The sequence below is a fragment of the Rhabdothermincola sediminis genome (genome assembly GCF_014805525.1).
Classification (GTDB): Bacteria; Actinomycetota; Acidimicrobiia; order Acidimicrobiales; family Acidimicrobilacustridaceae; genus Rhabdothermincola; species Rhabdothermincola sediminis.
Window position 1 is genome coordinate 81,622 of sequence record NZ_JACFSZ010000014.1, and the last position, 22,264, is coordinate 103,885.

At 69.9% G+C, this 22,264-nt stretch carries 13 protein-coding genes and 1 pseudogene; 1 reads left to right on the plus strand and 13 read right to left on the minus strand.

Going from position 1 to position 22,264, the window contains the following annotated elements; genetic code table 11:
• From HZF19_RS12295 to HZF19_RS12315, 5 genes are all read right to left on the minus strand, one after another.
• On the minus strand, window positions 1-2,397 hold the full coding sequence (locus tag HZF19_RS12295; RefSeq protein WP_208029081.1) for a transglutaminase TgpA family protein: 2,397 nt from the start codon (window positions 2,395-2,397) through the stop codon (window positions 1-3).
• Window positions 2,394-3,602: a DUF58 domain-containing protein gene (locus HZF19_RS12300; RefSeq protein ID WP_208029082.1), complete on the minus strand. Its 1,209-nt coding sequence runs from the start codon at window positions 3,600-3,602 to the stop codon at window positions 2,394-2,396. Before HZF19_RS12300 ends, HZF19_RS12295 begins: the two co-directional genes overlap by 4 nt.
• Window positions 3,599-4,570, minus strand: a complete 972-nt coding sequence (locus tag HZF19_RS12305) for an AAA family ATPase (protein ID WP_208029083.1) — start codon at window positions 4,568-4,570, stop codon at window positions 3,599-3,601. Before HZF19_RS12305 ends, HZF19_RS12300 begins: the two co-directional genes overlap by 4 nt.
• A gap of 61 nt (window positions 4,571-4,631) precedes the next feature.
• Window positions 4,632-10,400, minus strand: coding sequence for an Ig-like domain-containing protein (locus tag HZF19_RS12310; protein ID WP_208029084.1), 5,769 nt, complete (start codon window positions 10,398-10,400; stop codon window positions 4,632-4,634).
• A gap of 218 nt (window positions 10,401-10,618) precedes the next feature.
• The gene (locus HZF19_RS12315; RefSeq protein WP_208029085.1) at window positions 10,619-12,037 is read right to left on the minus strand and encodes a hypothetical protein; all 1,419 of its coding nucleotides are present in this window, start codon (window positions 12,035-12,037) and stop codon (window positions 10,619-10,621) included.
• Window positions 12,038-12,372: 335 nt separating this feature from the next.
• On the opposite strand from HZF19_RS12315, the gene HZF19_RS12320 reads away from it, so the two are divergent.
• Complete coding sequence (locus HZF19_RS12320; RefSeq protein WP_208029086.1) at window positions 12,373-13,044, plus strand: metal-dependent transcriptional regulator; 672 nt, start codon at window positions 12,373-12,375, stop codon at window positions 13,042-13,044.
• Window positions 13,045-13,106: 62 nt separating this feature from the next.
• On the opposite strand, the gene HZF19_RS12325 is transcribed toward HZF19_RS12320, so the two are convergent.
• The 8 genes and pseudogenes from HZF19_RS12325 to HZF19_RS12360 form a co-directional block, all read right to left on the minus strand.
• Complete coding sequence (locus HZF19_RS12325) at window positions 13,107-14,816, minus strand: ABC transporter permease (protein ID WP_208029087.1); 1,710 nt, start codon at window positions 14,814-14,816, stop codon at window positions 13,107-13,109.
• Window positions 14,800-15,861, minus strand: a complete 1,062-nt coding sequence (locus HZF19_RS12330; protein WP_208029088.1) for an iron ABC transporter substrate-binding protein — start codon at window positions 15,859-15,861, stop codon at window positions 14,800-14,802. Before HZF19_RS12330 ends, HZF19_RS12325 begins: the two co-directional genes overlap by 17 nt.
• A gap of 65 nt (window positions 15,862-15,926) precedes the next feature.
• Window positions 15,927-17,024: an ABC transporter ATP-binding protein gene (locus HZF19_RS12335; RefSeq protein ID WP_208029089.1), complete on the minus strand. Its 1,098-nt coding sequence runs from the start codon at window positions 17,022-17,024 to the stop codon at window positions 15,927-15,929.
• 17 nt (window positions 17,025-17,041) lie between these two features.
• Window positions 17,042-19,162, minus strand: coding sequence for a HelD family protein (locus HZF19_RS12340; RefSeq protein ID WP_208029090.1), 2,121 nt, complete (start codon window positions 19,160-19,162; stop codon window positions 17,042-17,044).
• A 62-nt stretch (window positions 19,163-19,224) separates the two neighbouring features.
• Entirely contained in the window at window positions 19,225-20,037 is an 813-nt protein-coding gene (locus tag HZF19_RS12345; protein WP_208029091.1) for a metal ABC transporter ATP-binding protein, read from the minus strand.
• Window positions 20,034-20,906: a metal ABC transporter permease gene (locus HZF19_RS12350; protein ID WP_208029092.1), complete on the minus strand. Its 873-nt coding sequence runs from the start codon at window positions 20,904-20,906 to the stop codon at window positions 20,034-20,036. Before HZF19_RS12350 ends, HZF19_RS12345 begins: the two co-directional genes overlap by 4 nt.
• On the minus strand, window positions 20,903-21,904 hold the full coding sequence (locus HZF19_RS12355) for a metal ABC transporter substrate-binding protein (protein ID WP_208029093.1): 1,002 nt from the start codon (window positions 21,902-21,904) through the stop codon (window positions 20,903-20,905). The genes HZF19_RS12350 and HZF19_RS12355 overlap by 4 nt, the downstream gene beginning before the upstream one ends.
• A 156-nt stretch (window positions 21,905-22,060) precedes the next feature.
• Window positions 22,061-22,264 (minus strand): annotated as a pseudogene (locus HZF19_RS12360) (IS256 family transposase); the annotation flags it as partial.

Below are 22,264 nucleotides of genomic sequence, written 5' to 3' on the forward strand. Positions count from 1 at the left end.
TCACACCAACTCCTCGACGGGCCGGGCCGTGTCACCCACGAGGCCGGCCCCCTTCCCACCCGCGGCCGCGACGCTGGCGACTCCCGACGGGGCGGGCAGGTCCGACTCCGTCGCAAGGCTCGGACGCCGCCGGGAACGGCCAGGTCGCAACGACGCCAGACTCACACGAGCCAAGAACCGACGCCCGAACGGCAACCGGTCGAGGGCCGCAGCCGAGATCTCCTCGAGACGATCCCACACGTCCTGCAGGGTCTCTTCGGCAATGGGTTGCGGCCCGAACATGGCAGCATCGATCTGCTCGGCCAAGTCTCCGGCGCCAGGGAGGCGCTCATCGACAACCGACAAGGCTTCGCGGCGGGTGAGGCGACCAGGCACCGACGCGCCCAGATCTCGCGCTCGGTCACAGGTCTCGAGCCACGCGCCGTTGAGCCGCTTCGCCGGCGAGCCGTTGGTCCGTCGCCTCCTGGCTCGCATCCATTTCGCGCCCATGATCACCACCGCGATCCCTATGACGACCGAGAGCGGGATGCCGGCGACCACCGCGACCTCGGCGAGGAACCGGAGCACCGAGGCCAACGGGCCCGACGCTGGTGAGGCCTGCGGCACAGGAGACTCCGCCAGTTCCTGGCTGATGTCAGGCATCGGGAGGTAAGTCGGCGGCGGAGGTTCCTGTTGATTCAGTTCCGTCTGCCTCGGCTGCGGCTGGGGCGCATCGGGAGGTCTGCGTTCCTTGTCGGGTGTCGGATAGAACGGGACCCACCCGACGCCGTCGAACGCGATCTCAACCCAGGCGTCGACATCATCAGCGTGGACCTCGACCGTGCCGCTCCCCTTCGGTGCGAACCCCATGACGACCCGGGCAGGCAGGTCGACCGAGCGTGCGAACAACGCCATCGTGGCCGCATACTGCTCAGCGTTGCCCACCAGCCCGACCTTGTTGTCGAGGAACTGCTGGATCCGGACAAGGCTGTGCCCCGGGGGCGACTCGGACGTGGTCCCCCTCGTTTCGGTTCCTCCGTCACTGTAGTAGCCGGCTCGGAACGCTTCCTCGAGCATGGCCGCCTTCTCGTATGGCGTGGTCGCACCGGAAACGAACTGGCTCGCCCGCTGCCTGAGCTCGTCAGGCAGGTCGGGTATGGGTGGGAGCGAACCGGCGTTGGCAACGCCGCGCGTCGCAAGCTGTCCCCGCTCGGGGACGGCAGAGAGGCGGGCGTCGAGCGAGTAGCGGTCACCCTGCTGGAGACGGATCGGGACCGCCCCGCTCGCGGTGTCGCGGTTGTAGCGGAACGACGATGCGAGGCTCGCCCCCCGGTCTCCGCGGAACCTGACCGAGCGGGTGGTGCCGACGGTCGGGAGCCAGACGTCGCTTCCGTCGCTCACGACCTCGGTATCGATCGAGGCTGCCTCCCCCGGCGGAGTGGGCAAGATCGCTTCACCCACCCGCTCGAACCGTCCTGACCCGGGTGCGGTCGGTCCGCCCACGACCCACACGACACCGTCGTAGGTGTCCATCGTGGCCAGTCGCAGCCTCGCACCTTCGGGCCAACCGGTGACCCGGAACAGCACCTCGCCGGCTCGTTCCTCGAGACGATAGCGCCGGAAGGCCCCCAACGGGCTCGGCTCGTTGCGGGGGTCGAACGGGGGTTCGACCTGCTCGCGGAGCGCGAAACGGGCGGTGGGGTCGACGAACGGCAGATGGGTGCCGAACACCAGACCGATCAGGCTCACCACACCGAGCATCGCCACACCGGCCCCGAGCCGGTGCCAATGCACGGTCCCATCGGCGCTGCGCCGGGAGCGATTCGCCCGGACTGCACCCCAGCCGAGTGCGACCACGACGAACAGCGCGCCATCGAGCACGACCGATACCGGCTCGCTGGTGCCGAACGTGAAGCCCACCAGCATCGCGACGGCCGAGGGCAGGGCGGGGGCGAGGGCCCGGTCGGTGCCCCGCGCCAGGAGCATGCCGATGGACCCCGCCGAGAACCCGCAGATGTAGGGCAGCATGCCCAACCCGCCGTCGGTCCCGAGCGGAGGCGAGGTGGTGAGCGAATCGACCCAGACCTGCACCAGCGCCCGTCCCGCGGCCACGACCGAGGAAGGTGTCGGCAGCAACCTCGCCAGCGCGGCTCCCGGCACCGCCGGGCCTGCGAGCAGGAAGAAGCCCACGATCAGTGCGAACGCCACGACCAGGGGTGGGAAGCGGAATCGGATCGTGACCGCCACGATGGCGACGCCGGCAGCAGCCCCGAACACCCCGATGGCCAGGAAGGACACTCCGCCGTACGCATGCCACAGAGCGGTGAGAGCGAGAGCCGACAGCGAGACGGCTACGACTCCGTCCACGACCCCGTCGCGAGTCGAGCCACTGAGACGGAGGCGCCCCATGGTGGTCATGCCAGCGACACCGACCAGGTCAGCCGGGGCAGATCCTCGAGCGCACCCACCCGCAGGAAGGGTCCCCGCTTGGTGTTCTGCAGCACCGACACTTCTCCCATCGCAGCCTCCACGATGACCGGGCGCACACCAGACCCAAGCCGCTCGGCGGCCTGGCGCATCGCCGCCCGGTCGGCTCTCGAGCCCGAGATGAGCACCACGACACTCGCCCCCACCAGAAGGTCGCGAGCCCGAGTGGCGATGGCGACCATGTCGGAGCTGTCGGCACCCAACTCGAGGGAGGACAGCGCGTCGAGGAAGGAGGTACCCATGTGTGACGGCACCGCGCGGATGCCGGCGACACAGCTCACCTCCTGCTCGTCCGCGATGGCTCGGAGGCCGAACGAGCCGAGGCTCGACACCGCGAGCTCGAACTCGTCCACAGTCGCATAGTCCCCGCCGCGCAGTGACAACAGAAGGCCGAGGTGTGCGCGACGGGTATCGACGAACTCGCGCACCATCAGCTTGCCGTCAGGTTGGCGAGCTGTCGTGCGCCAGTGGATGTGGCGGCGATCGTCACCGATCACGTACTCACGTAGTGTGTGGAAGGCGACGTCGCTCGGCGATCGCTCGTTGGTCGTCTCCCCTTCAAGGTCGCGCCGCCAGCCCGTGGTGAGCGAGCCGACCAGCACGGTCTTGGGGTGCACGAACAGCTGCTCCTCCCCCGTATACGTGACCTCGCGGCGGACCAGACCGAGGGGGTCGCCTTGGACCGAGCGCACCGGCCCCACCGGCACGATCGAGCGGCGGGAGGTGGCGATCACCACCAGGTCGTCGTAGGAGCCCTCGGCCGCGAGAGAGGGCACGTCGTGACGAGCCACTCCCTCACCGATGCGGGTCTCGAGAGTCACCGGCATCGTGCGGCGCCCGACGATGTTGGTTGCCGTGACCTTGGTGGACGCCGGGTTCCCAACGACGACCCGGGGAGTGCCGAGCTCGAGCGCCACGCTGAGACCGGCACGGGAAGCGACCAGGAACGTCAGCCCGATCGCGAGCGAACTCGAGCACGCGACGCCCAACACCGCCAGCTCCGTCCAACCGGTCCGCCACGCGACCCCGAGGGCGACGACCCCGGTGACGGCCACGGCGCGACCGAGGGGGGTCACCGCCTCCCACACTGCCAGGCGCTGCGGCCCCGGCGCGCCCATCGCGTGGGGTCTGCTCACGCCACGCCACGCTCTGCAGGGGGAGCGACGTCGCTGAGGATCTTGTCGAGCAGCACGCTCACCGAGCTGCCGGTGAATTCGGCGTCGGGTGTGAGCAGCACACGGTGGGCCAACACCGGAGCGACGAGATCCTTCACGTCGTCAGGGATGACGTACCCCCGCCCCTGGGCGAGGGCCCACGTCTTGGCGCATCGCACCAGAGCCATGCATCCCCGAGTCGACACGCCGAGCTTGGTGACCGGGGCTCGCCGGGTCTCCTCGGCAAGCTGGCTGACGTACGCCAGCACCGCCGTGTCGACGTGCACCGCCGCCGCCATGTCCGCCATCTGCTGCACGGCGTCAGCCGTGATCAGGGGCGGGACGTTGGCGGCTCGATCGGTGATCGACGCATCGGCCAGGATGGCGATCGTCGTGTCGTGATCGGGATAGCCGAGGCTGGCACGCATCAGGAACCGGTCGAGCTGCGCCTCGGGTAGGGGGTAGACGCCCGCCTGCTCGACAGGATTCTGGGTGGCGATCACCATGAACGGCCGCCCAACGTCATGGCGCACCCCGTCCACGCTGACCCGACCCTCCTCCATCACCTCCAACAGCGCCGACTGGGTCTTCGGTGACGCCCGGTTGATCTCGTCCACCAGCACGATGGTGGCGAACACCGGGCCGGGGTGGAACTCGAACTCGCCGGTCCGCTGGTTGTAGATGGTCGCACCGGTGACGTCGGATGGCAGCAGGTCCGGGGTGAACTGGATGCGCGACCGAGTGCCCTGCACGGTGTTGGCGAGGGCTTTGGCCAGCGAGGTCTTCCCGGTGCCGGGCACATCCTCGAGCAACAGGTGCCCGCCCGACAGCAGACAGGTGAGGGCCAGCTCGACCGTTCGTCGCTTGCCGAGCAGGGCCCGCTCCACGTTCCTGGCCAGACTGTCGAACGTCTGGGCGAACCAACTGGCCTGTTCGGGTGTGATGCTCATGACTCTCCTCGTTGGTCAGGACAAGCCCGTCGCGGACGCGGCCCTGGCGCGCCGGGGCTGATCAACAGGTTCGAACCCCCGACGGTGCGTGGTCGCTGCTTTCGATGACCGCGACCGGGATCCAGTAGCCGTCAGTCAGCCTCGCCCACCAAGTCCACCACTCTTCTTTTCCGTAGTTCTTTACGTTGTAAGACGTGTCACTCTTGGCACAGGTGACCGCCACCGACGTGCCGTTCTCAAGCCAGAGCCCAGTCGGGCAATCTGGTCGTTGGATCCACCTCGGGTTGGTGGTCCCGGTCCGCTTGCACACTCCGCCCAGGATGTCGTCCTGGACGGTGCGGGTCACCCGATCGGTACTGGCACGGAAGGACTCGCACCGCGACACCCCTTGGGCGTTGGTGACGCAGAGCTGGAACGAATAGGAGCTCGAGGCGTACAGGTTCGAGGCCACGGCGACGGTCGAGCCGGCATCGCAACTGGCACTCCACCCTGCCGGTCCGTCCCCGGTGAGCGCGCACGTGCCCTGGCCGCCGCGCCAGGTCACAGCGAAGTCCTGCCTGATGCTGCTCGTGGTCGCGCTCACGCTCTGCAGCGAGATGCGAGGGTTGTTGTCCGGACGGAAGAGCGTCTCGCTGATCTGCGACGGAACGACTCCGTAGGTGTCCGTGTAACGGTTCACCCCGTGCAACCGGAAGGTGTACGAGGTCCCGAAATCGAGCGGGAACTCCGCCGAGGTGGTCGTACCGGGCAGGGTCAGCGTGCCGGTGCTGAAGCCCGGTGGCTGCGGGCTCACGGAGACCACGTAGGAGCTGACCCCCGCCGGGTCGCCGTTCGGGTTCGCTGCGGTCCAGCTCAGCGCGACCATCGCGACCTGGCCGGCGCCGGAGGTCTCCTGAGCGCGGAGGTTGCCCACCGCGCCCGGCGGGCCAGTCGGTCGCTCAGACTGGGCGACGCTCCATTCGGTGAAGGCAGGCCCGTACCACGCCCGCACCCTGATCGTGTACAGCGTGCCGTTCTGCAGGCCCGAGACGGACAGCGTTCGCGCGCTCCCGTCCGCCCACTCGGTCCGGGAGGTCGCGGTTCCACCGATCTGGAGCTCGTAGCGGTCGGCCGGGAGGTCGTTGTCCACCGGGGGTAGCCAGGCGACGTCGATCCGCTGGTCGTTGAACGTCAACGTGGGTGGTGGTGGTGCGCTGGGGACGGGTCGGAGCGCGGCCGACCACTCACTCCACTGCAACTCTTCGTACGCGGTGACGGCCCGATTCCACGCCGCGACACGGAACCGGTACGGCCGCCCGTTCTCGAGGCCGCCGACGAGGCAGGTCGTGTTCGGGCACTCTTGCATCATCCCGGTGTCGCTCTCCACCGAGTACTTCGTGATCGGGGCGCCGTTCGGGGAAGGTGCTCCCCAGCGCAGGCGGATCTGCCGTGATTCCTGCTGGCCGTCGCGCGACGGCGGCGCAGGCGCCGAAGGGCGGCCCACGACGTTGATACGAGCCGTGGCTCGGCTGGCGCGATCAGGGTCGTTCGTCGCGTCGAGCACCTGGTAGGTCAGCTCGGCCGTGCCGAAGAATCCCGCCCCGGGGCTGAACTGCACTCGTCCTCCGCCCTCGACCTGCGCCGCACCACCCTTGGCGGCGAGCACCTCGACCCGGAGGCCCCGGCCGAGGGGGTCGATGTCGTTCGACGTGAGGTCGACCGTAACAGGCTTCTCCTGCAAGGTCTCGAACGTGTCGTCCACGGCGAGGGGGGGCGGCTGATCGTGACGACCGACCCGCACGGCAATCGTTCCTCGGACGCTTTCGGTGCCGTCAGTGACGGAGAGGGTCAGCTCGGCGGTCTCGCCGCGTGCATCATCCGTGACCGTCACCGTCAGCTTGCTGGCGTCGATCGAGGCCCGGATCTTCGCCGTCTGGCCTTGCAGATCGGAGAAACCATGACGATCGCCACGGTTCGGATCTTCCACCAGTGCGTCGAGATCGACTGATCGGCTGCCGCCCGCGGGGACCTCGACCGTGGTGGCGACGAGACGCGGGGGGAAGTTCCGGCCTTCCACCTCGACCACCACACCGAACACCGCGTCCGTTGTGCCATCGAAGAGCCGAAACGCGAACCCGGCGTCGCGGCGTACATCCTGCTCAGCCGTGAAGACTGCCATCGTCTTCGAATCGTCGAGTCTCACGCTGCCGCCACGCGCCGCGAAGACTTCTGTGAGCGTCAGGCGAGTGCCGTCGAAGGCGGTGCAGTGATCGAGCACGGGCACCGTCACCGACTCCCCGGCGCGCAGCTTCACCGTCTGCAACTCGCACACCGGAGCGCGGTGCTCGAGGACCGGTACGAAGATCGCGGCCCGAGCGCTGGCGCCTCGGCCGTCGGTCACCTCGTAGACCACCACGGTGGAGGTCTCGCCTGTCCGAATGCGGACCTGCCGGTTCGGTAGGACTTCGGCCTGATCACCGCCGGACACGATCCGCACGGACAACGATTCGACACCCCCATCGGGGTCAGAATCGTTCGCCAGGACGTCCACGTCGACCTGGGCACCACGGGGTTGGGGATCGACGAAGTCGTCTCGGGCGATCGGCGGATCGTTCGCCGGGTCGGCTTCGAGGAGCACGACCACCACCCCCCGGGCCGCTCCACCGCGACCATCGGTGACCGTGTAGCTGAACCCGACCTCACCGCGCTCGCCGCTCGGCGCGTGGTACACGAGCACGCCGGCGGCGACGTCGGCCTCGACCCGCCCGGTGCGTGGGGTCGACGGCGCGTCCTTCCCGTCGACCGCCAACACCAGAGGGTCACCATCGGGATCGGTGTCGTTGGCCAGCACCGAGATCGGAACCTTCGACCCGGCACGCACCTTGGCACGGTCGGGCACCGCCACGGGATTCGAGTTGCGCCCGGGGCGTTCGATGATGACGAGCCGAACTCGACCGGTTGCCTCCGCCCCTCTCGAGTCACGCACCCTGAAGGTGAAGCTGTCAGGTCCACTGGACCCATGGTCCGCTCGGTACCGAAAGCCGTAGGAACGCACCATGGCGTGACCCTGCGCCGGGGGCTCGGTCACCGCAACGACGGACACGACGTCTCCGTCGGGGTCGAGGCCTGCCAGCGGTACCCGGATGTCCATCTCGTCACCCGCGAACACGCGAGCCACCAGCTCCGGGGGACGGGGGGGCTGGTTGGCCTGATCGGCTGGTAGGACCTGGACCCGCACCAGCCCGTCAGCCATGTTGCCCGCCGGGTCCATGGCCGTGTAGGCGAAGGTCACCGACGCCGGGCCGACCGGCGGCGCTTGGTAACGAAGCTCGTCACGCTGCACGAAGACCAGGCCCGAGCCCTCCGGGAGCTCATCCACCCGGGACACGCTCAGCCGCTCACCTTCGGGATCGAAGTCGTTCGCCAGCACTGGCACTGCGGTGACCTGGCCTGCCCGGATGGTCACCTCGTCGGTCACCGTCACCGGCGGCTGGTTCACTCCGATCTGCCGGTACGGGCGCACGACGAGGACACCGACCGCTACGGACGAGCCGTCGCTGACGGTGTAGCGGACGACCTCGGAGCGTTCGAAGCCAGCCTGCGCGATGACCCTGACGATGTGTAGCTCGAGCAGCTCGACGGAGAGCTTGGAGTCGGACTGGAGCTCGAGAGCCGACACGGCGAGCGCGTCACCATCTCGGTCGATGTCGTTGCCCACGAGATCGGTGACCGCCGGGACGCCGGCCCGCACGACGATCTCGTCGCGAACGGCCACCGGCGGATGGTTCCCCTCTGGGAGGACGGCATCGACCCGAACCCTCGCTGGGGAGGTCTTCTCCCCGTCGGTGACCGTGTAGGTGAACTGCCACGTTCCCGCCGAGCTGGGGGTGACCATGAGGTCACCATCTTCCTCCCAACGCAACTCCAGCCCGGACGGTTGCTCGACCTGTGCGAGGAGCAACCGGTCGCCGTTGGGGTCGCTGTCGTTGGCCAGAAGGTTGAACGTGGTGGGGCGGCCCACCACCGCGTCGATCCGGTCGGGACGAGCGATGGGCTCGACGTTGACCTCCTCGGGGAGCACGTCGATTTGCAACGTCGAGCTGGCCTTCTCACCCAGCTCATCCTCGACCGTGTACTCGAGGGTCTGTGTGCCGGTGAACCCGCCAGGGGCGGTGAAGCTGAGCAGCCCGTCGGCCCGCCACTGCAGCGTACCGGTACCGCCACGTACCTCGGTGAGCGTCAGGGCATCCCCGTCCGGGTCGATGTCGTTGGCCAGCACGTTGTGCTGCACCACACGTCCCGCGACGACGGTGGTGCGATCCGGGTTGGCGGTCGGGGCCCGGTTCTGGGAGAGGGGAACCACCTCGACCCTGATCTGCGCCTGTGGCGAGGGGCCTCCCTCGGTCGCCGCCAGCCGGTATCGGAGAGTGATGGGAGAGCCGGCCTCGGGTGGTGGCGTCACCTGCACCGACGTGCCGTTCTCGACGACGGCCGCGACGTCTGCGGTGGCGGTGCCCTCGACGATCTCGACCCGAGGGACTTCACAACTCGGGATCTCGTCGTTGTCGAGCACCCGCACGATCACCGGTCTACCCGGCCGTGTGCCCACCGCGTCGTCGCGCAGCACAGCGGCGCCGGCGGAGCCCTGACAATCGAGTGACACCTGCTTCGTCTCGAGCTGCTGGTCCTGCTCCTGGTCGTCCTTGTCCCGATCGAGCGCCTCGTCCCAGTTGTCGACCACGATGGGATCGTGATCGGTGAACAGCAGGTTCACGCCGTTGGCGTTGTCGTTGAGAACGACCCGTTGACGGTTGACCCGGAACGCCATGACGGCGCCGGCGCGCACTCCTTCAACGGAGTCGGTGAGCAGTGGCCGCCCCTCGCACAACTGCGCATACCGAGGCGTGCCCCGCCAGGCCCCGAACACGCATGAGCCGAGCCGCACCGGTGCTACCGGACCGCGGGTTCCACCATCGATGAGTACCCGCACATCTCGGTTGTGCAGCGACACTGCGAGCACCGCGTCGTCGACTCCGACGAGCACTTCGCCACTCGCCGGTCCGGGCTGCTGAAGGGCAAAGCCTCCATCCTGGCTCCCGGGATGGAGCTTCTTGACATCGACCTTCGGCCCATCCGGGACGGCCAACGTGCCGTCACGGCTACTCAGCACGACCGGAGTGGTACCGACGACGGTCAGCTGCACCTCGCCCACCTGTGGATCGACGCGCCGCGTCGTCGCCGTGCCACCCGGCGGCAGCACGGAGATGGAGTCGGCCCCCTCGCGGTAGGCATAGAGCGTTCCGTCCTCCCCGACCGCGCTCACCGTCACCGCGCCACGGCCCTCGTCGCCGAGTTCCAGGGAGGGTGCAGCTTTCTCCGGGTCGAGCGTCGGCAGCGCCGAGCGCGTCGTGACCCAGATGCGCCCAGTGGCGGGCTGGGTGATCGCGCCGGTAGGGCCTCTCAGCTCCACCGCGGAGCCAGCCGGCAGCTCGGTCTCCCTCCCGAGGACGGCCAGCCCAACATCGATCGCCGCCATCCTCGACGGGGCGGGGGTCGTGACAGCCACAGATTCGTCCACTTGCGAGACATCGAAGTCCCTGGACGCCACCCCGACCACCACCTCGATCTGCCCGAGCTGGGTGTTGAGTCGGCCGACTAGGCCACGCTGCCAGTTCACGACCCAAACGCCCGCGTCGTTCAGGTTCATCCGTGTCGCCCGGAAACCCTCCCAGTTGGTGGCGGCCACCACGATCGGGGTCGCGAGCACCACGACGAGCGCCACCGCGGACCATCGGGTACGTGTCAAGGTAACGAGGTGGGCCAGCAGCCCGGGGGAGGATTCAGCGCTCATGGCCTGATTCGGCATCGGCCCGCCCGCCGACGTGCCGGGGTGATGTCCGCATGCCAGCCCAAGGTTGACGAGGTTCGGTGCGCGAGCGCAACGAACACCAGCACATGTCCTCCCGCGCATGTTCGGACACAGTGGCCAGCGCCCTGCTGACGTGATGGAGCACCTCGACTCTCCGTCTGCCGGATCGGAACTAGCGAGCCAGACACAGGGCTCGAGGGCTATCGGTTCATGAGCACGGCGATGCCGGCGAGCACGACCACAGACGGCGAGACCGCCAGCAGCAACGCCCCCGTCACCACGGAGCGCTTGACCTGCACGGTCTGATCGTTCGACCAACCGGTCGTGGAGCAGGGCTCGGAAGCGGCAAGCATCGGACGCGAGCCCTTGATCAGTGCCCCACCTGCGAGAGCCAAGAGCCAGGCGGCCCCAAGGCTCATGAGGAGCTCTCGCAGCGGCCACGACAACCCCAGACCACTCGTGATCCCGTGGAGACAATTCGTGGCGGACACCAGCGCCATGAACCAGCCCACGCCACCGATGAGACCCACTGCGCCCTGCGAACGGGCGATCACGGCGAGCAGCGCCGATGCGATACAAGCCAAGGGGAACAACGTCAGAAGTAGTGCCGCTCGTAGGTCGTCCCGGAACAGCTCGTCGAGCCGTGGCCCACCGAACAGCCCCGCCGTCCCCGCAGCCACCAAGCCTCCCGAAGGCAGGGCAAGCAGTCCCACCGCCACACCCGGTCTGTGTTCGTCCGGCTTCGCTCCAAGACCGAAGAGAGCAACGAGCACCGTGAGCAAGCCAGTCCCGAGAGCGACCGTCCAACAAACGAAACCCAGGCCGGCGGTCAACTGGACATCGAAGAGCTCGAACAGGTCCCGCAGGATGGAGAGCAGTTCGAACAAGAGGAGCTGGAGCGCACAGAAGGCGATGGCCGTGCCCGCCGCCGCCCCGAGTGCGCCGCGCCGGCGGGTGACCGCCTCTGCCCCCGCTACCACCATGAACCCGCCGAGCGCCCACAGCGGCCACGTACCAGGGTCATGGAAGATAGAGCCGCTGTCGGGAGCGCCGAAGAACGGCAGGATCCCGCCGACGAGGACCAAGCTCCCGGTGGCGACGGCCAACACCCCACCGAGCTGGCACACCCAGTCACGAGACGGTCGTGCTCGTGGGGTCCGGACCGGGGGTGGCGGGAGCTGCGCGACCCGAGGCCAGCTCGCGGGTGGTGGTGGCAGACCTTCGATCGCCGTAACACCGGTCGTCGCGCTTGTTCGGTTGAGGTGCTCGATCGAGGTGACGGCCTGGTGGACCTGATCCGACCGTCCCTCGGGCCGCTCCGTCGACGTGAGCACACCGCGCGCTCGTGTCACCTCATCAAGACCGTCCTCATCAAGACATTCCTCGATCTCGAGGATCGTCCATCTCCTGCCGAGTGCGGCGGTGAGCCGTTCACGGAGATCGGCCAGAAGCGTGTCATCATCGAACGCCACCTCCATCTCCGTTCCTCCGGGGACCTGAAGGAGGCGGATCCGACAGCCGTAACCACCGAGCAGCAGACTCGCCGCCGAGTCGCCCACACCAGCATCGGAGGGGGCCGACTCGGCGTCGAAACCGAGACCGCTCAGGACTCCGACCATCTCCCCGAGACCAGCAGGGACTTGAATCCTCCAGACCGACCCTTCGGCAACCGTCACGCTGGACTCCCTCCCCCACCGTCGGGCCTCCGACCCGGTGCCCTTCCTCAGTGATCATCCGCCTGACCACCCTGCGCCACGTGGCGCCTTGTTTGCTCGGCGGCTGGATGATCCTCCCCCTGCTCGTCGATCAGAGAAACACGTGATCGGACATGTCTTTGCGGGCATGTTGCGGCACTCTGGTCTCGCCGCTTCCTCGGGACCACTCGCTCGTGTGCCACGCCGAAGGGCACGAGGACCAGGGAGCTCGGAGCCGACCGCGGCGTAGAATTATCGTGATGGCGACCTACCGCACGCCGGAGTGGCACCCCGCCTTCGAGGAGTACTGCGAGGCGATCTTCGAGCTGCGCGAGGACGACGTGGAGGTCATCCAGGCCCGGATCGCGGAGCGCCTCGAGGTGTCGCGGCCGGCGGTCTCGGAGATGATCCGCCGCCTGGAGCGGGCCGGCCTGGTGGGTGTCGACGGGGGCGCCATCCGCCTCACCGACGAGGGGCTGCAGCTCGCGGAGCGGGTGGTGCGCCGCCACCGCCTCGCCGAGCGGTTCCTCACCGACGTGCTCGGGCTGTCCTGGGCCGAGGCCCATGTCGAGGCCGGGAAGTGGGAGCACGTGATCTCCGACCGTGTCGAGGCCGCGATGACCCGGCTGCTGGGCGAGCCGACCACCTGTCCGCACGGCAATCCCATCCCCGGCACCGCCTACACCCCGCCCGCCACGGTTGCCCTCAACGAGGTCGAGGTCGGGTCGGCGTTCACCGTGTCGCGCATCCCGGAGGAGCTCGAGTTCACGCCCGGGTTGCTCGAGTTCCTCGAAGAGTCGTCTCTGCAACCCGGCATGAGCGGTGTCGTCACCGCGTCGTCGCCGGACGGCACCACCACGGTGGAGATCGACGGCAAGCACGTGGGCATCGGCTCGTTCGCCAGCGGGCGGATCCTGGTCACGACCACCTGAGTGGGTGCCCCGGGCGCTGAGCACACCGGCGGTCAGCTCACGGACCAGGTCGGGCGGGGCGCTCAATCCAGCCGGTCAGCCCGGCGCACGACCAGCAGCCAGGTCAGCAGCCCCGAGAGCGCCACCAGTACCAGCCCGGTGAGGCCCATCTGCGCGAAGTGGTTGGACTCGTTGGCGCTCCACAACCTGGTGGCGAGGGTCTGGAAGTCCGGCGGGGCCAATAACAGGGTCGCCGGGAGCTCCTTCATCGCCGACAGCAGCACCAGCCCGGCGCCCGCCGCCAGCCCCGGCAGCATCAGCGGCAGCTCGACGGTGACGAACCGCCGAACCCTCCCCGCGCCGAGCATCCGGGCTGCGTCGTCGAGGCGCCGGGGCACAGCCCCCACGGCCACCTGATCGGCGCGCATGGCCTGCGCCCCGAAGTGCACCACGTAAGCGAAGATCAGCAGCGGCACGGTCTGGTACAGGCGGGCCAACTGGCCGGACGACAGGGTCCAGAACACCAGCGCCAGCGCCACCACCAGCCCCGGCAGGGCGAAGCCGGCCACCACGAAGGCGTTGGACACGCCGCTCACCCGCGACCGGTGCCGGGTCGTGAGGTAGGCAACCGGCATCACCACCACGACCGCCACCACCGCGGCGACGAGGCTCACGCTGATGGTGTTGAACGCCGGGGCGCCGAGGGCACCGAGATCGGTGCGCAACTCGACCGTGCCGCTGCCCGGGTTGGCGAGCCCTCGCCCTGCCCAGTAGGCGAGCACCGCCACCGGCGCCAGCAGGGCCAGGCCGAGCACCGCCACCACGGCACCGGTCGCCGGCCACCGCCATCGCCCGAGGGGCACCTTCAGCGGTCGCTTCTGGCGGACCGCCTCGGTGCGGGCCCGTCGCCGGCCCGCGGCCCGCTCGGCCGCCACCACCACCAGGGCCACCACCGCCAGCACCAGGCTCAGCGGCACCGAGGTCGCCGGGTCGAGGCGGGTGGAGAAGATCTCCCTGGTGAGGGTGCCGTAGCGCATCAGCTCCACCGCACCGAAGTCGCTGATGGCGTACAGGAAGACCAGCAGTGCCCCGGCCCACACGGCACTGGCGGCCTGGGGCAAGACCACCGTGCGGAACACCGCGGGCGGGCGGCGCCCCAGCAGGCGAGCGCTCTCCTCCAGCGAGGGCGGCAGCGCGCCCAGCCGGGCGGCCACCGGCAGGTACACGTAGGGGTAGGTGAACAGGCTCAGCACCAACCACGCGCCCGGCAGGCCCGACAGCCGCGGCATGCGCACCACCCCCAGTGGGGCGAGCAGCTCCTCGACCAGCCCCCCGGGAGCGAGGGCGGCGAGGAACGCGGCCGCGCCCACGAACGAGGGGATCACGAGGGGGAGCGGCGCGAGGATGCGCCAGACCCGGCGACCCGGCACGTCGGTCCTGGTGAGCAGCCATGCCAGGCCGGTCCCGATGGCCGCGGCGGTCACGGAGACCAACACCGCCAGGATCAGGCTCCGGGCGAGAGGCTCCAGGGTGGTCGAGGAGGTGACGGTGGACCACAGGTCGGACTCGAGGTCGGTGCTCCGCCACACGAGGTAGCCGGTCGGAGCAGCGAACACCGACGCGACCCCGATGCTCACGAGGGCGAGCAACCAGGGGGCTCGCCGGGCCGCCGCCCGGGTGGCGGCCGGGGTGGATCCGGGCGACCGGGCGGCGAGCCCGAGATCGGCGGGAGCCGGGGCGGTCCCGAGCGGCTCGGCCCCCAGCGCCGTGCCGACCTCAGCGCTCGATGCCACTGTCCTTGATCATCTGGATCGTGCTGCGGAACTCCGCCCCGAGCTGGCCGAAGTCGACGGTGTCCACGTCGAGGGACGCCAGCGGCGGCAGACTCGCGGGAGGGGCCACGCCGCCTGCCAGTGGGTACTCCTGGGTCTTCTCGGCGAAGTACCGCTGGCTGTCCTCCGACAGCAGGAAGCGCACCAGCCGTTCGGCGTCGTCGGACTCGGCGCTGGTACGCAGCACGCTGGCCGCGGTGACGAGCAGCAGCGAACCGATGTCGCCGTCCGGGAAGAAGTAGTTGACGCTGGCGACGTTGGGATCCTCGGCCTGGGCCCGGACGTTGTAGTAGTGGTTCACCAGCCCCATGGGCACCTCACCCCGGCCCACCGCCGCCACGATGGCGGTGTTGTTGGCGAACACCGGCGACTGGTTGGCAGCCATGCCCCGCAGCCAGTCGGCGGTGCGCTCGTCACCGAGCTGCACCCGCATCGCACTCACGAAGTCCTGGAAGGAGCCGTTCTGCGGTGCGACCGCCACCTTGCCCTTGTAGGCGGGGTCGGTGAGGTCGAGCACCGACCGCGGCAGGGTGGCCGGGTCGACCAGGTTCTTGTTGTAGACGAGGGTCCGGACCCGCCCCGACAGGCCGACCCAGGTGCCGTCGGCTGCCCGGTACGCGGGCGCCACCTGGGAGGTGACCTCCTCGGGGAGGGGTCGAAGTCGATCGGCTCCGGCGAGGAAGCCGGTGGCCCCGGGGCTCTGCGAGATGAACACGTCGGCCGGGGACCGGTCCCCCTCCTGGTCGATCAGCAGAGCCAGGTCGGCCGAGTCGCCGTACTTGACCTCGACGGCGATACCGGTCTCGTCACGGAAGCGGTCGAGCAACGGCTGGATGAGCTCCTCGGTGCGACCGGAGTACACGACGAGCTTCGGGCGGTCACCGCCGCTGGAGCAGGCGGCACCGGCCAGCGGGACCGCGAGCAGCACCAGCGCGAGCAGCGCGGCCGGCCGGGTCGCCCGCCGTCGGCCCGCTCTCCGGGAGAACCAGATGGGGACGAGTCGCATGGACGGTAAGGGTAGATGACCCTTTGGGCAGGTGTAAAGCCCACCTAACAACCTGCCAGGGCGGATCAGGGACCCGATGGATCTGCGTGCGCCGGATAAGCGATGGTCGCCGGGCCGTCGTAGCGGACCACCACCTGATCACCTCGCGCGAAGCGGGGCGCCGATCCCTGGCGGCAGCGCAGGGTGAGCCCACCCTCCAGCCGGAGCACGTACACCGTGTCGTGCCCGTAGAACTCGACCAGCTCCACCCGGGCGAGCGACCGCGCCGCCTCCCCCTCCTCCCCCGGGTCGACCCGCAGCTCCTCCGGGCGAACCAGGACGTCGACCGGACCCGACGCCGCCTCGCGCAGCGGCACGGGCCCGAAGGAGGTCTCGGCCCGCGAGCCCCTGGCCTGACCGGGAACCAGGTTGGCCTCACCGACGAACCCGGCCACCCACCGGGTGGCCGGCGCCCGGTAGAGGTCCGCCGGCGTCGCCTGCTGCACGATCACCCCCCCGTACATGACCGCCACCTCGTCGCCGAGCACGAAGGCCTCCTCCTGGTCGTGGGTGACGAACACTGTCGTGATGCCCAGCTCGACCAGCAGGTGATGGACCTCCGTGCGGACCTGGACCCGCAGCGCGGTGTCCAGGTTGGAGAACGGTTCGTCGAGCAGCAGCACCTGCGGCTCGGGCGCGATGGCCCGGGCCAGTGCCACCCGCTGCTGCTGCCCTCCCGAGAGGGTGCCGGGCTGGCGGTCCCCCAACCCGCCGAGGCCGACCATCTCCAGCGCCGCGGCGACCCGCTGGTCGCGCTCGCGCCTGGGGCCGCGGGGCAACCCGTAGGCCACGTTGCGAGCCACCGACAGGTGCGGGAACAGCGCCCAGTCCTGGAAGACCATGCCGATGCGGCGCCGCTCCGGAGGGACGTGGACCCCTGGGCCGGTCAACACCTGATCACCCACCCGGACCGTCCCGGCGTCGGCGGTCTCCAACCCGGCGATGATCCGCAGCAGGGTGGTCTTGCCGCACCCGCTCGGCCCGAGCAGGGCCACCATGCGGCCCGGCTGGACCTCGAGGGACGCGCCGCGCAGCACCGGTGTCGAGCCGAACGACTTGTCCACGCCGGCGACCGCCACGGGTTGGGCGCCGAGTGGTCGGGTGGTGAGCGCCGGGGAGCTCACCCTCGCCACCTCACTCCCTACTCCCTCAGTGTGGAAGGCAGGGCGCGATGGTGCACGAGCGCCAGACGCTTGGTGGCCCGGGTGAGCGCGACGTACAACGCCCGCGGACCTTGCGCCTCCTCGTCCACGATCGCGGCGGGCTCCACCACCACGGTGGCATCGAGCTCGAGACCTTTGACCAGGCTCACCGGCACCACCGTGATCTGCTGGTCGAACCCGTGCCGGGTGGCGCGACCGTGCTCCAGGCCGGCCGCATCGAGGGCGTCGCTCACCTGCTCGACCAGTGACGACGGGCAGATCACCGCCACCTGTCCGGGATCGACGGCATCGAGCTCCTCGCGAGTGGCGTCGACGACGTCGCCCAGCAGCGAGGCGGGCGAGCCGGATCGGATGATGCGAGGTGGGGAGCCGTCCTCGCGGATGGACCGAGGTGGCTGCAGTTCGGGCGCGGCCTCGCGCAGCACCCGCGCGGCGAGGGCCATGTTCGGCGCGGGCAGTCGGTATCCGAGCGTGAGCTCGGCCCGGCGGGCCGGATGCTTGGCCGGCAGGTGCTCGAGGACCTCGTCCCAGCTGGCGTGCGCCCACTGCCCGGTGGCCTGCGCGATGTCGCCCACGATGGTCATCGAACCGTTCAGCGAGCGCCGCGACAGCATGCGCAACTGCATCGGCGAGAGGTCCTGCGCCTCGTCGACGACGATGTGGCCGTACGTGCGGATCTCGTCGTCGGTGGGCGCCTCACCCGCCCGCTTCCGGCGGGGGCGGGGGCCGAGCAGCTCACGGGCCTCGTCGAGCAACGGCGCGTCGTCGTGGGTGAACACGACGTGCTCGATCCGATCGGAGCGCTCGCGGTGCAGCGCGTCGATCTCCTCGTCGGTGAGCAGGCCCCGGCCGGCGCTGCGCAGCAGGGCCTTCGACCCGAACAGGTCGTGGAGCAACTGGGGAGGGGTGAGCACCGGCCACATCCACTCGAGAGCCTCCCGGACCCGCGGCTCGTGGCGGACACGCTCGCGAACCTCGGCCACGGGCAGGTTGCCCCGGCCACTGGCCGCCAGCGCCGCGAAGACCTCGGCCTCCACGAACCGGCGCGCCGGGTTGTGGCGCCGGTAGCGGCGGCGGGCCTCGTCGACGATCCGGCGGCTGGTTCTCCGGTCGAGCACCAGACGCTGCACCCCGTAGGGCACGATCAGGTCGTCGCGCAAGGGGCGTTCCCGATCGCGGATGGCCCGTGCCAGCAGCGTGGCTGCTCGCAGGTCGCCCTTGACCCGGGCGGCCACACCGGTGTCGTAGGCGTTGATGCGCACGTCGGGCACCAGATCGGCGAGCACCGCCAGCTCGACCCCGGCCTCACCGAGCGAAGGCAGGACCTGCTCGATGTAGCCGAGGAACAGGCGGTTCGGCCCGATCACGAGCACCCCCTGGCCCTCCAGCGGGAAGCGGTAGGTGTACAGGAGGTAGGCGGCCCGGTGCAGCGCCACCACCGTCTTGCCCGTGCCGGGACCGCCCTGCACCACCAGCACCCCTGGCATCTCGGCCCGGATCACCTCGTCCTGCTCGCCCTGGATGGTGGCGACGATGTCGGAGAGGCGCCCGGTGCGGGCGGTCTCGAGCGCCGAGATGAGCGCGCCGTAGCCGCTGATCCGGGCCTCACCCCCGCCCCGGTCCTCGGCCAGGCCCAGCGCGTCGAGCGCGTCACCGAACAGCTCGTCCTCGATGCCGAGCAGCTTGCGGCCCCGGGTGGCGAAGTGGCGCCTGCGCCGCAACCCCATCGGCTCCCGGCCGGTGGCCCGGTAGAAGGGCTCTGCCACGGGGGCCCGCCAGTCGACGATGACCGGCTCCTGGTCGGCGTCGGCCACCGCGATGCGACCGATGTGGTAGGTGCCCGAGTCGCCGTTGCGGGCCCCGGGCTCGAAGTCGATGCGGCCGAAGCACAGCGCGGCCTCGCCCAGATCCAGTTGCGCGAGCCGGTGGACCATCGTGTCCCAGATCACGTCGCGCTCGAAGCGGGCCTGCTCAGTGCCCCCGCGGCCCACCTCGACCATGGTCGTCATCCGGGAAGCGGCCTGGCGGGTGGCTTCGAGGCACTCGTACGCGTGGTCGATGTACGCCTGCTCAGCCTCGAGATCGGGATGAACGGTCATCTGGCTCCTGGACGGAGACGAGCCGGGACAGGGGAATCTCCAATCCTACCCGTGGCGCTCTCCTAGCGGCGGTGCTCGGGCGGCCCGTGCCCGTCGGACGGGCGGTGCGCGTGCGGGTGCTCGGTGGCCACGAGGTCCACGCCAAGGCGCTGCAGGCCGACGCCGAAGGTCTCGAGGAGCCGGTCCGCGTCGAGGACCTCCGCGGGTGGGCCGGCCGCCACCACCCGGCCGGCGAGCAGCAGTACCCGATCGGCGCGGGCAGCCTCGGCGACCTCGTGGGTGGCCACCACCACCGCTGCCCCTCGCCCCAGCTCCTCGTCGAGTGCCTGGTCGTACGCCCGGCGGCCCGCCGCGTCGACACCCGCCGTGGGCTCGTCGAGGACCAGCAGGTCGGCCCGGCGGGCGAGCACCTGCGCCAAATAGGTGCGCTGCTGCTGTCCGCCCGAGAGATCACGCAGAGGACGACCTGCCAAGGCCGCGATCCCCATTCGATCCAACGCCTCGTCGACCAGGTCCTCGTCGGTACGCCCCATCCGGCCGAGGAGGCCGTGGTTCGCGAACCGACCCATGCGCACCACATCCCGAACCCGCAGGGGCAGGACGAACGCGTTCGGGTGGAACTGGCTGAGGTACGCCAGGCGGGCCGGCTGCTGGCCAGGAGGGGCGCCCAGCACACGGAGTTGCCCGGCGAGCGGTTCGATCAAGCCCACGAGGGTCTTGAGCAAGGTCGACTTGCCAGAACCGTTCGTGCCCACCAGTGCCAGTAGCTCGCCAGGGGCGACTCGCAGGTCGAGCCCGTCGATGACCGGGGTGGCCCCGTAGCCGATGGTGAGCCCGTGGGCCTCGACCGCCGGGGTGGCCGGGACGGCGGTCATGATCCGCCTGCCGCCACGGTCGTCGCCGGCCGGGCCCTCGGGCGCGCCAGCCACGCCCCTCTCACACCGGTGGCGGCCAGCACCGCGAAGAAGGTGCCGACCGCGCACAGCACCACCGCGGCCCCGCCGGCGACGTCCCAGTGGTAGCTCACCAGCAGCCCGGCGTACACGGAGCCGACCCCGATCGCGGTGGCCCACGCCACCATCGGCCCGATGCGATGGGCGAGCAGCGCCCCGGTGCCGGCCGGCGCCAGCAGCATGCCGAACACCAGCAAGGTGCCCACGGTCTGGAACGACACCACCACCGTCACCGCGATGAGCCCCAGCATCACGTGGTGGTACCGGCTGGAGCGGAACCCGGAGACCTCGGCCTGGTCGGGGTCGAAGCTGAGCAGCAAGAAGGGGCGAGCGCACACCAGCGCCACCACCACGACCGCGCCGGTGGCGGCCGCCTGCACCCACAGGTCGGCCACCGCCACGCCGAAGACCTCCCCGAAGAGGATGTTCACGATGTCCCCGGTGAAGGTCCGGCTGTGCGACACCATCACCACCCCCAGGGCGAGCATCCCGACGAACAGCAGACCGATCGCGGTGTCCGACGAGAGGCGTGAGTGGCGGGTCACCACACTGACCCCGGCGATCATGGCGATGGCTCCCGCGAGCGCCCCGATCAGGCCCGGCCATCCGAGCAGCAGAGCGGCTGCCACACCGGGGAGCACCCCGTGGGCCAGGGCGTCACCGATGAATGCCAGCCCTCGTAACACGACGAAGGTGCCGACCACCGCGCAGGCCACGGCCACCAGCACCCCGGCCAGCAACGCGCGCTGCATGAACTCGTTGCTGGTGAACGGATCGACGAACCAGCTCACGGTCCGCTCGGCCCATCAGTGAGACCGGATGCCACCCGGTGGGCGATCTCACGCATCATCGTGAAGTAAGAACCGTCCGGTGGCAAGGTGTGCGTCGGCAGCTCCACCAGCTTCGTGCCGGTCTCCGAGGCCACGGTCCGAGCGACGTCCGGCGGGGTGCCGGTCTCGGTGAAGACCGCCCGGACCCCCAGCCGGCGGATGAGCTCGGTGAGCTGGGCGAGACCCGCGGCGGTGGGTGCCGCCTGCGTGCCACCGGAAGGGATCACCGCCCCGACGAGTTCGAAGCCGTACCGGCGGGCGAAGTACCCCATCGACTCGTGTCCGGTGACCAGCAGTCGCTGGTCCGGGGGCACCACCTCGAGGATCGAGCGGATCTCCGTATCGAGGTCGCCGAGCCGCTGTTCGAGCGCTGCAGCCCGGGCGCCGAGGTCGAGCCCAACATCGGTCCGAACGGTCTCGGCCAGTGCGGCAACGACCTGCTTGATCGCCACTGGGTCGAGCCAGACATGCGGATCAGGCGCACCAGGTGCGTGCTCCTCGTCTTCCTCCCCCGAGGCGATCTCACCCTCGTCGAACGGGCGCACATCGATGTGGTCGGTGGCCCGGAACACCGGGACGTCCCGGGCCTCGGCCACGGCGATCGCGTCGTCGAGACTCTCTTCGAGGCCGAGGCCGTTGATCACGATGAGATCGGCCGAGTCGAGCTCGGAGGCGTCCCGAGCGGACGGGCGGTAGTCGTGTGGATCGATTCCCGGTCCCATCAGGACCGTGACCTCGGCCTGGTCGCCGACGAGGTCGGAGACGACCGAACCGAGCACGGGAAAGCTCACCACCAACCGAGGTCGCCCGCTCGACGCCGAGGTGGCACCACCCCCATCGGAGCCGCATGCCACCGCGGCGACGAGCAGGGTGGTGACCGCGAGGGCGGCGGCGAGCGTCGTGACGCCGCGGCGGCGCCTCGCCCCTCGGGTCATCACATCCGTCGAACCTCGTCGCACGCCGGGCTCCTCATCGGTGTCCTGCCGGCGGTCTGCCGGTGACGAATCAAGAACGATTCTCACTATACTGAGAAGTGTTCTCAGATAGCTACTCGGCGACGGTGGCGTCCCAGGTTTGGTGTAGCAGCGGCTGGGGCGCAGGCTCCGATGGTCATGTTACGCGGCGGGTGTGACGGCTTGGCCGGGCTGGTCGTCGATGGTGTCGGCGGAGCTGTCGAGCTGATGGCGGAGCTCGGTGAGGTGGCGGGTGATGGCGGGTGTGTAGGTGAGGCCGCGCCAGCCGCGTGAGGCACGGTCGAGCACGGCCCACACGAGCGACAGGCACGATGCCTCGCCGGGGAGCCGGCCGATGACCTTGAC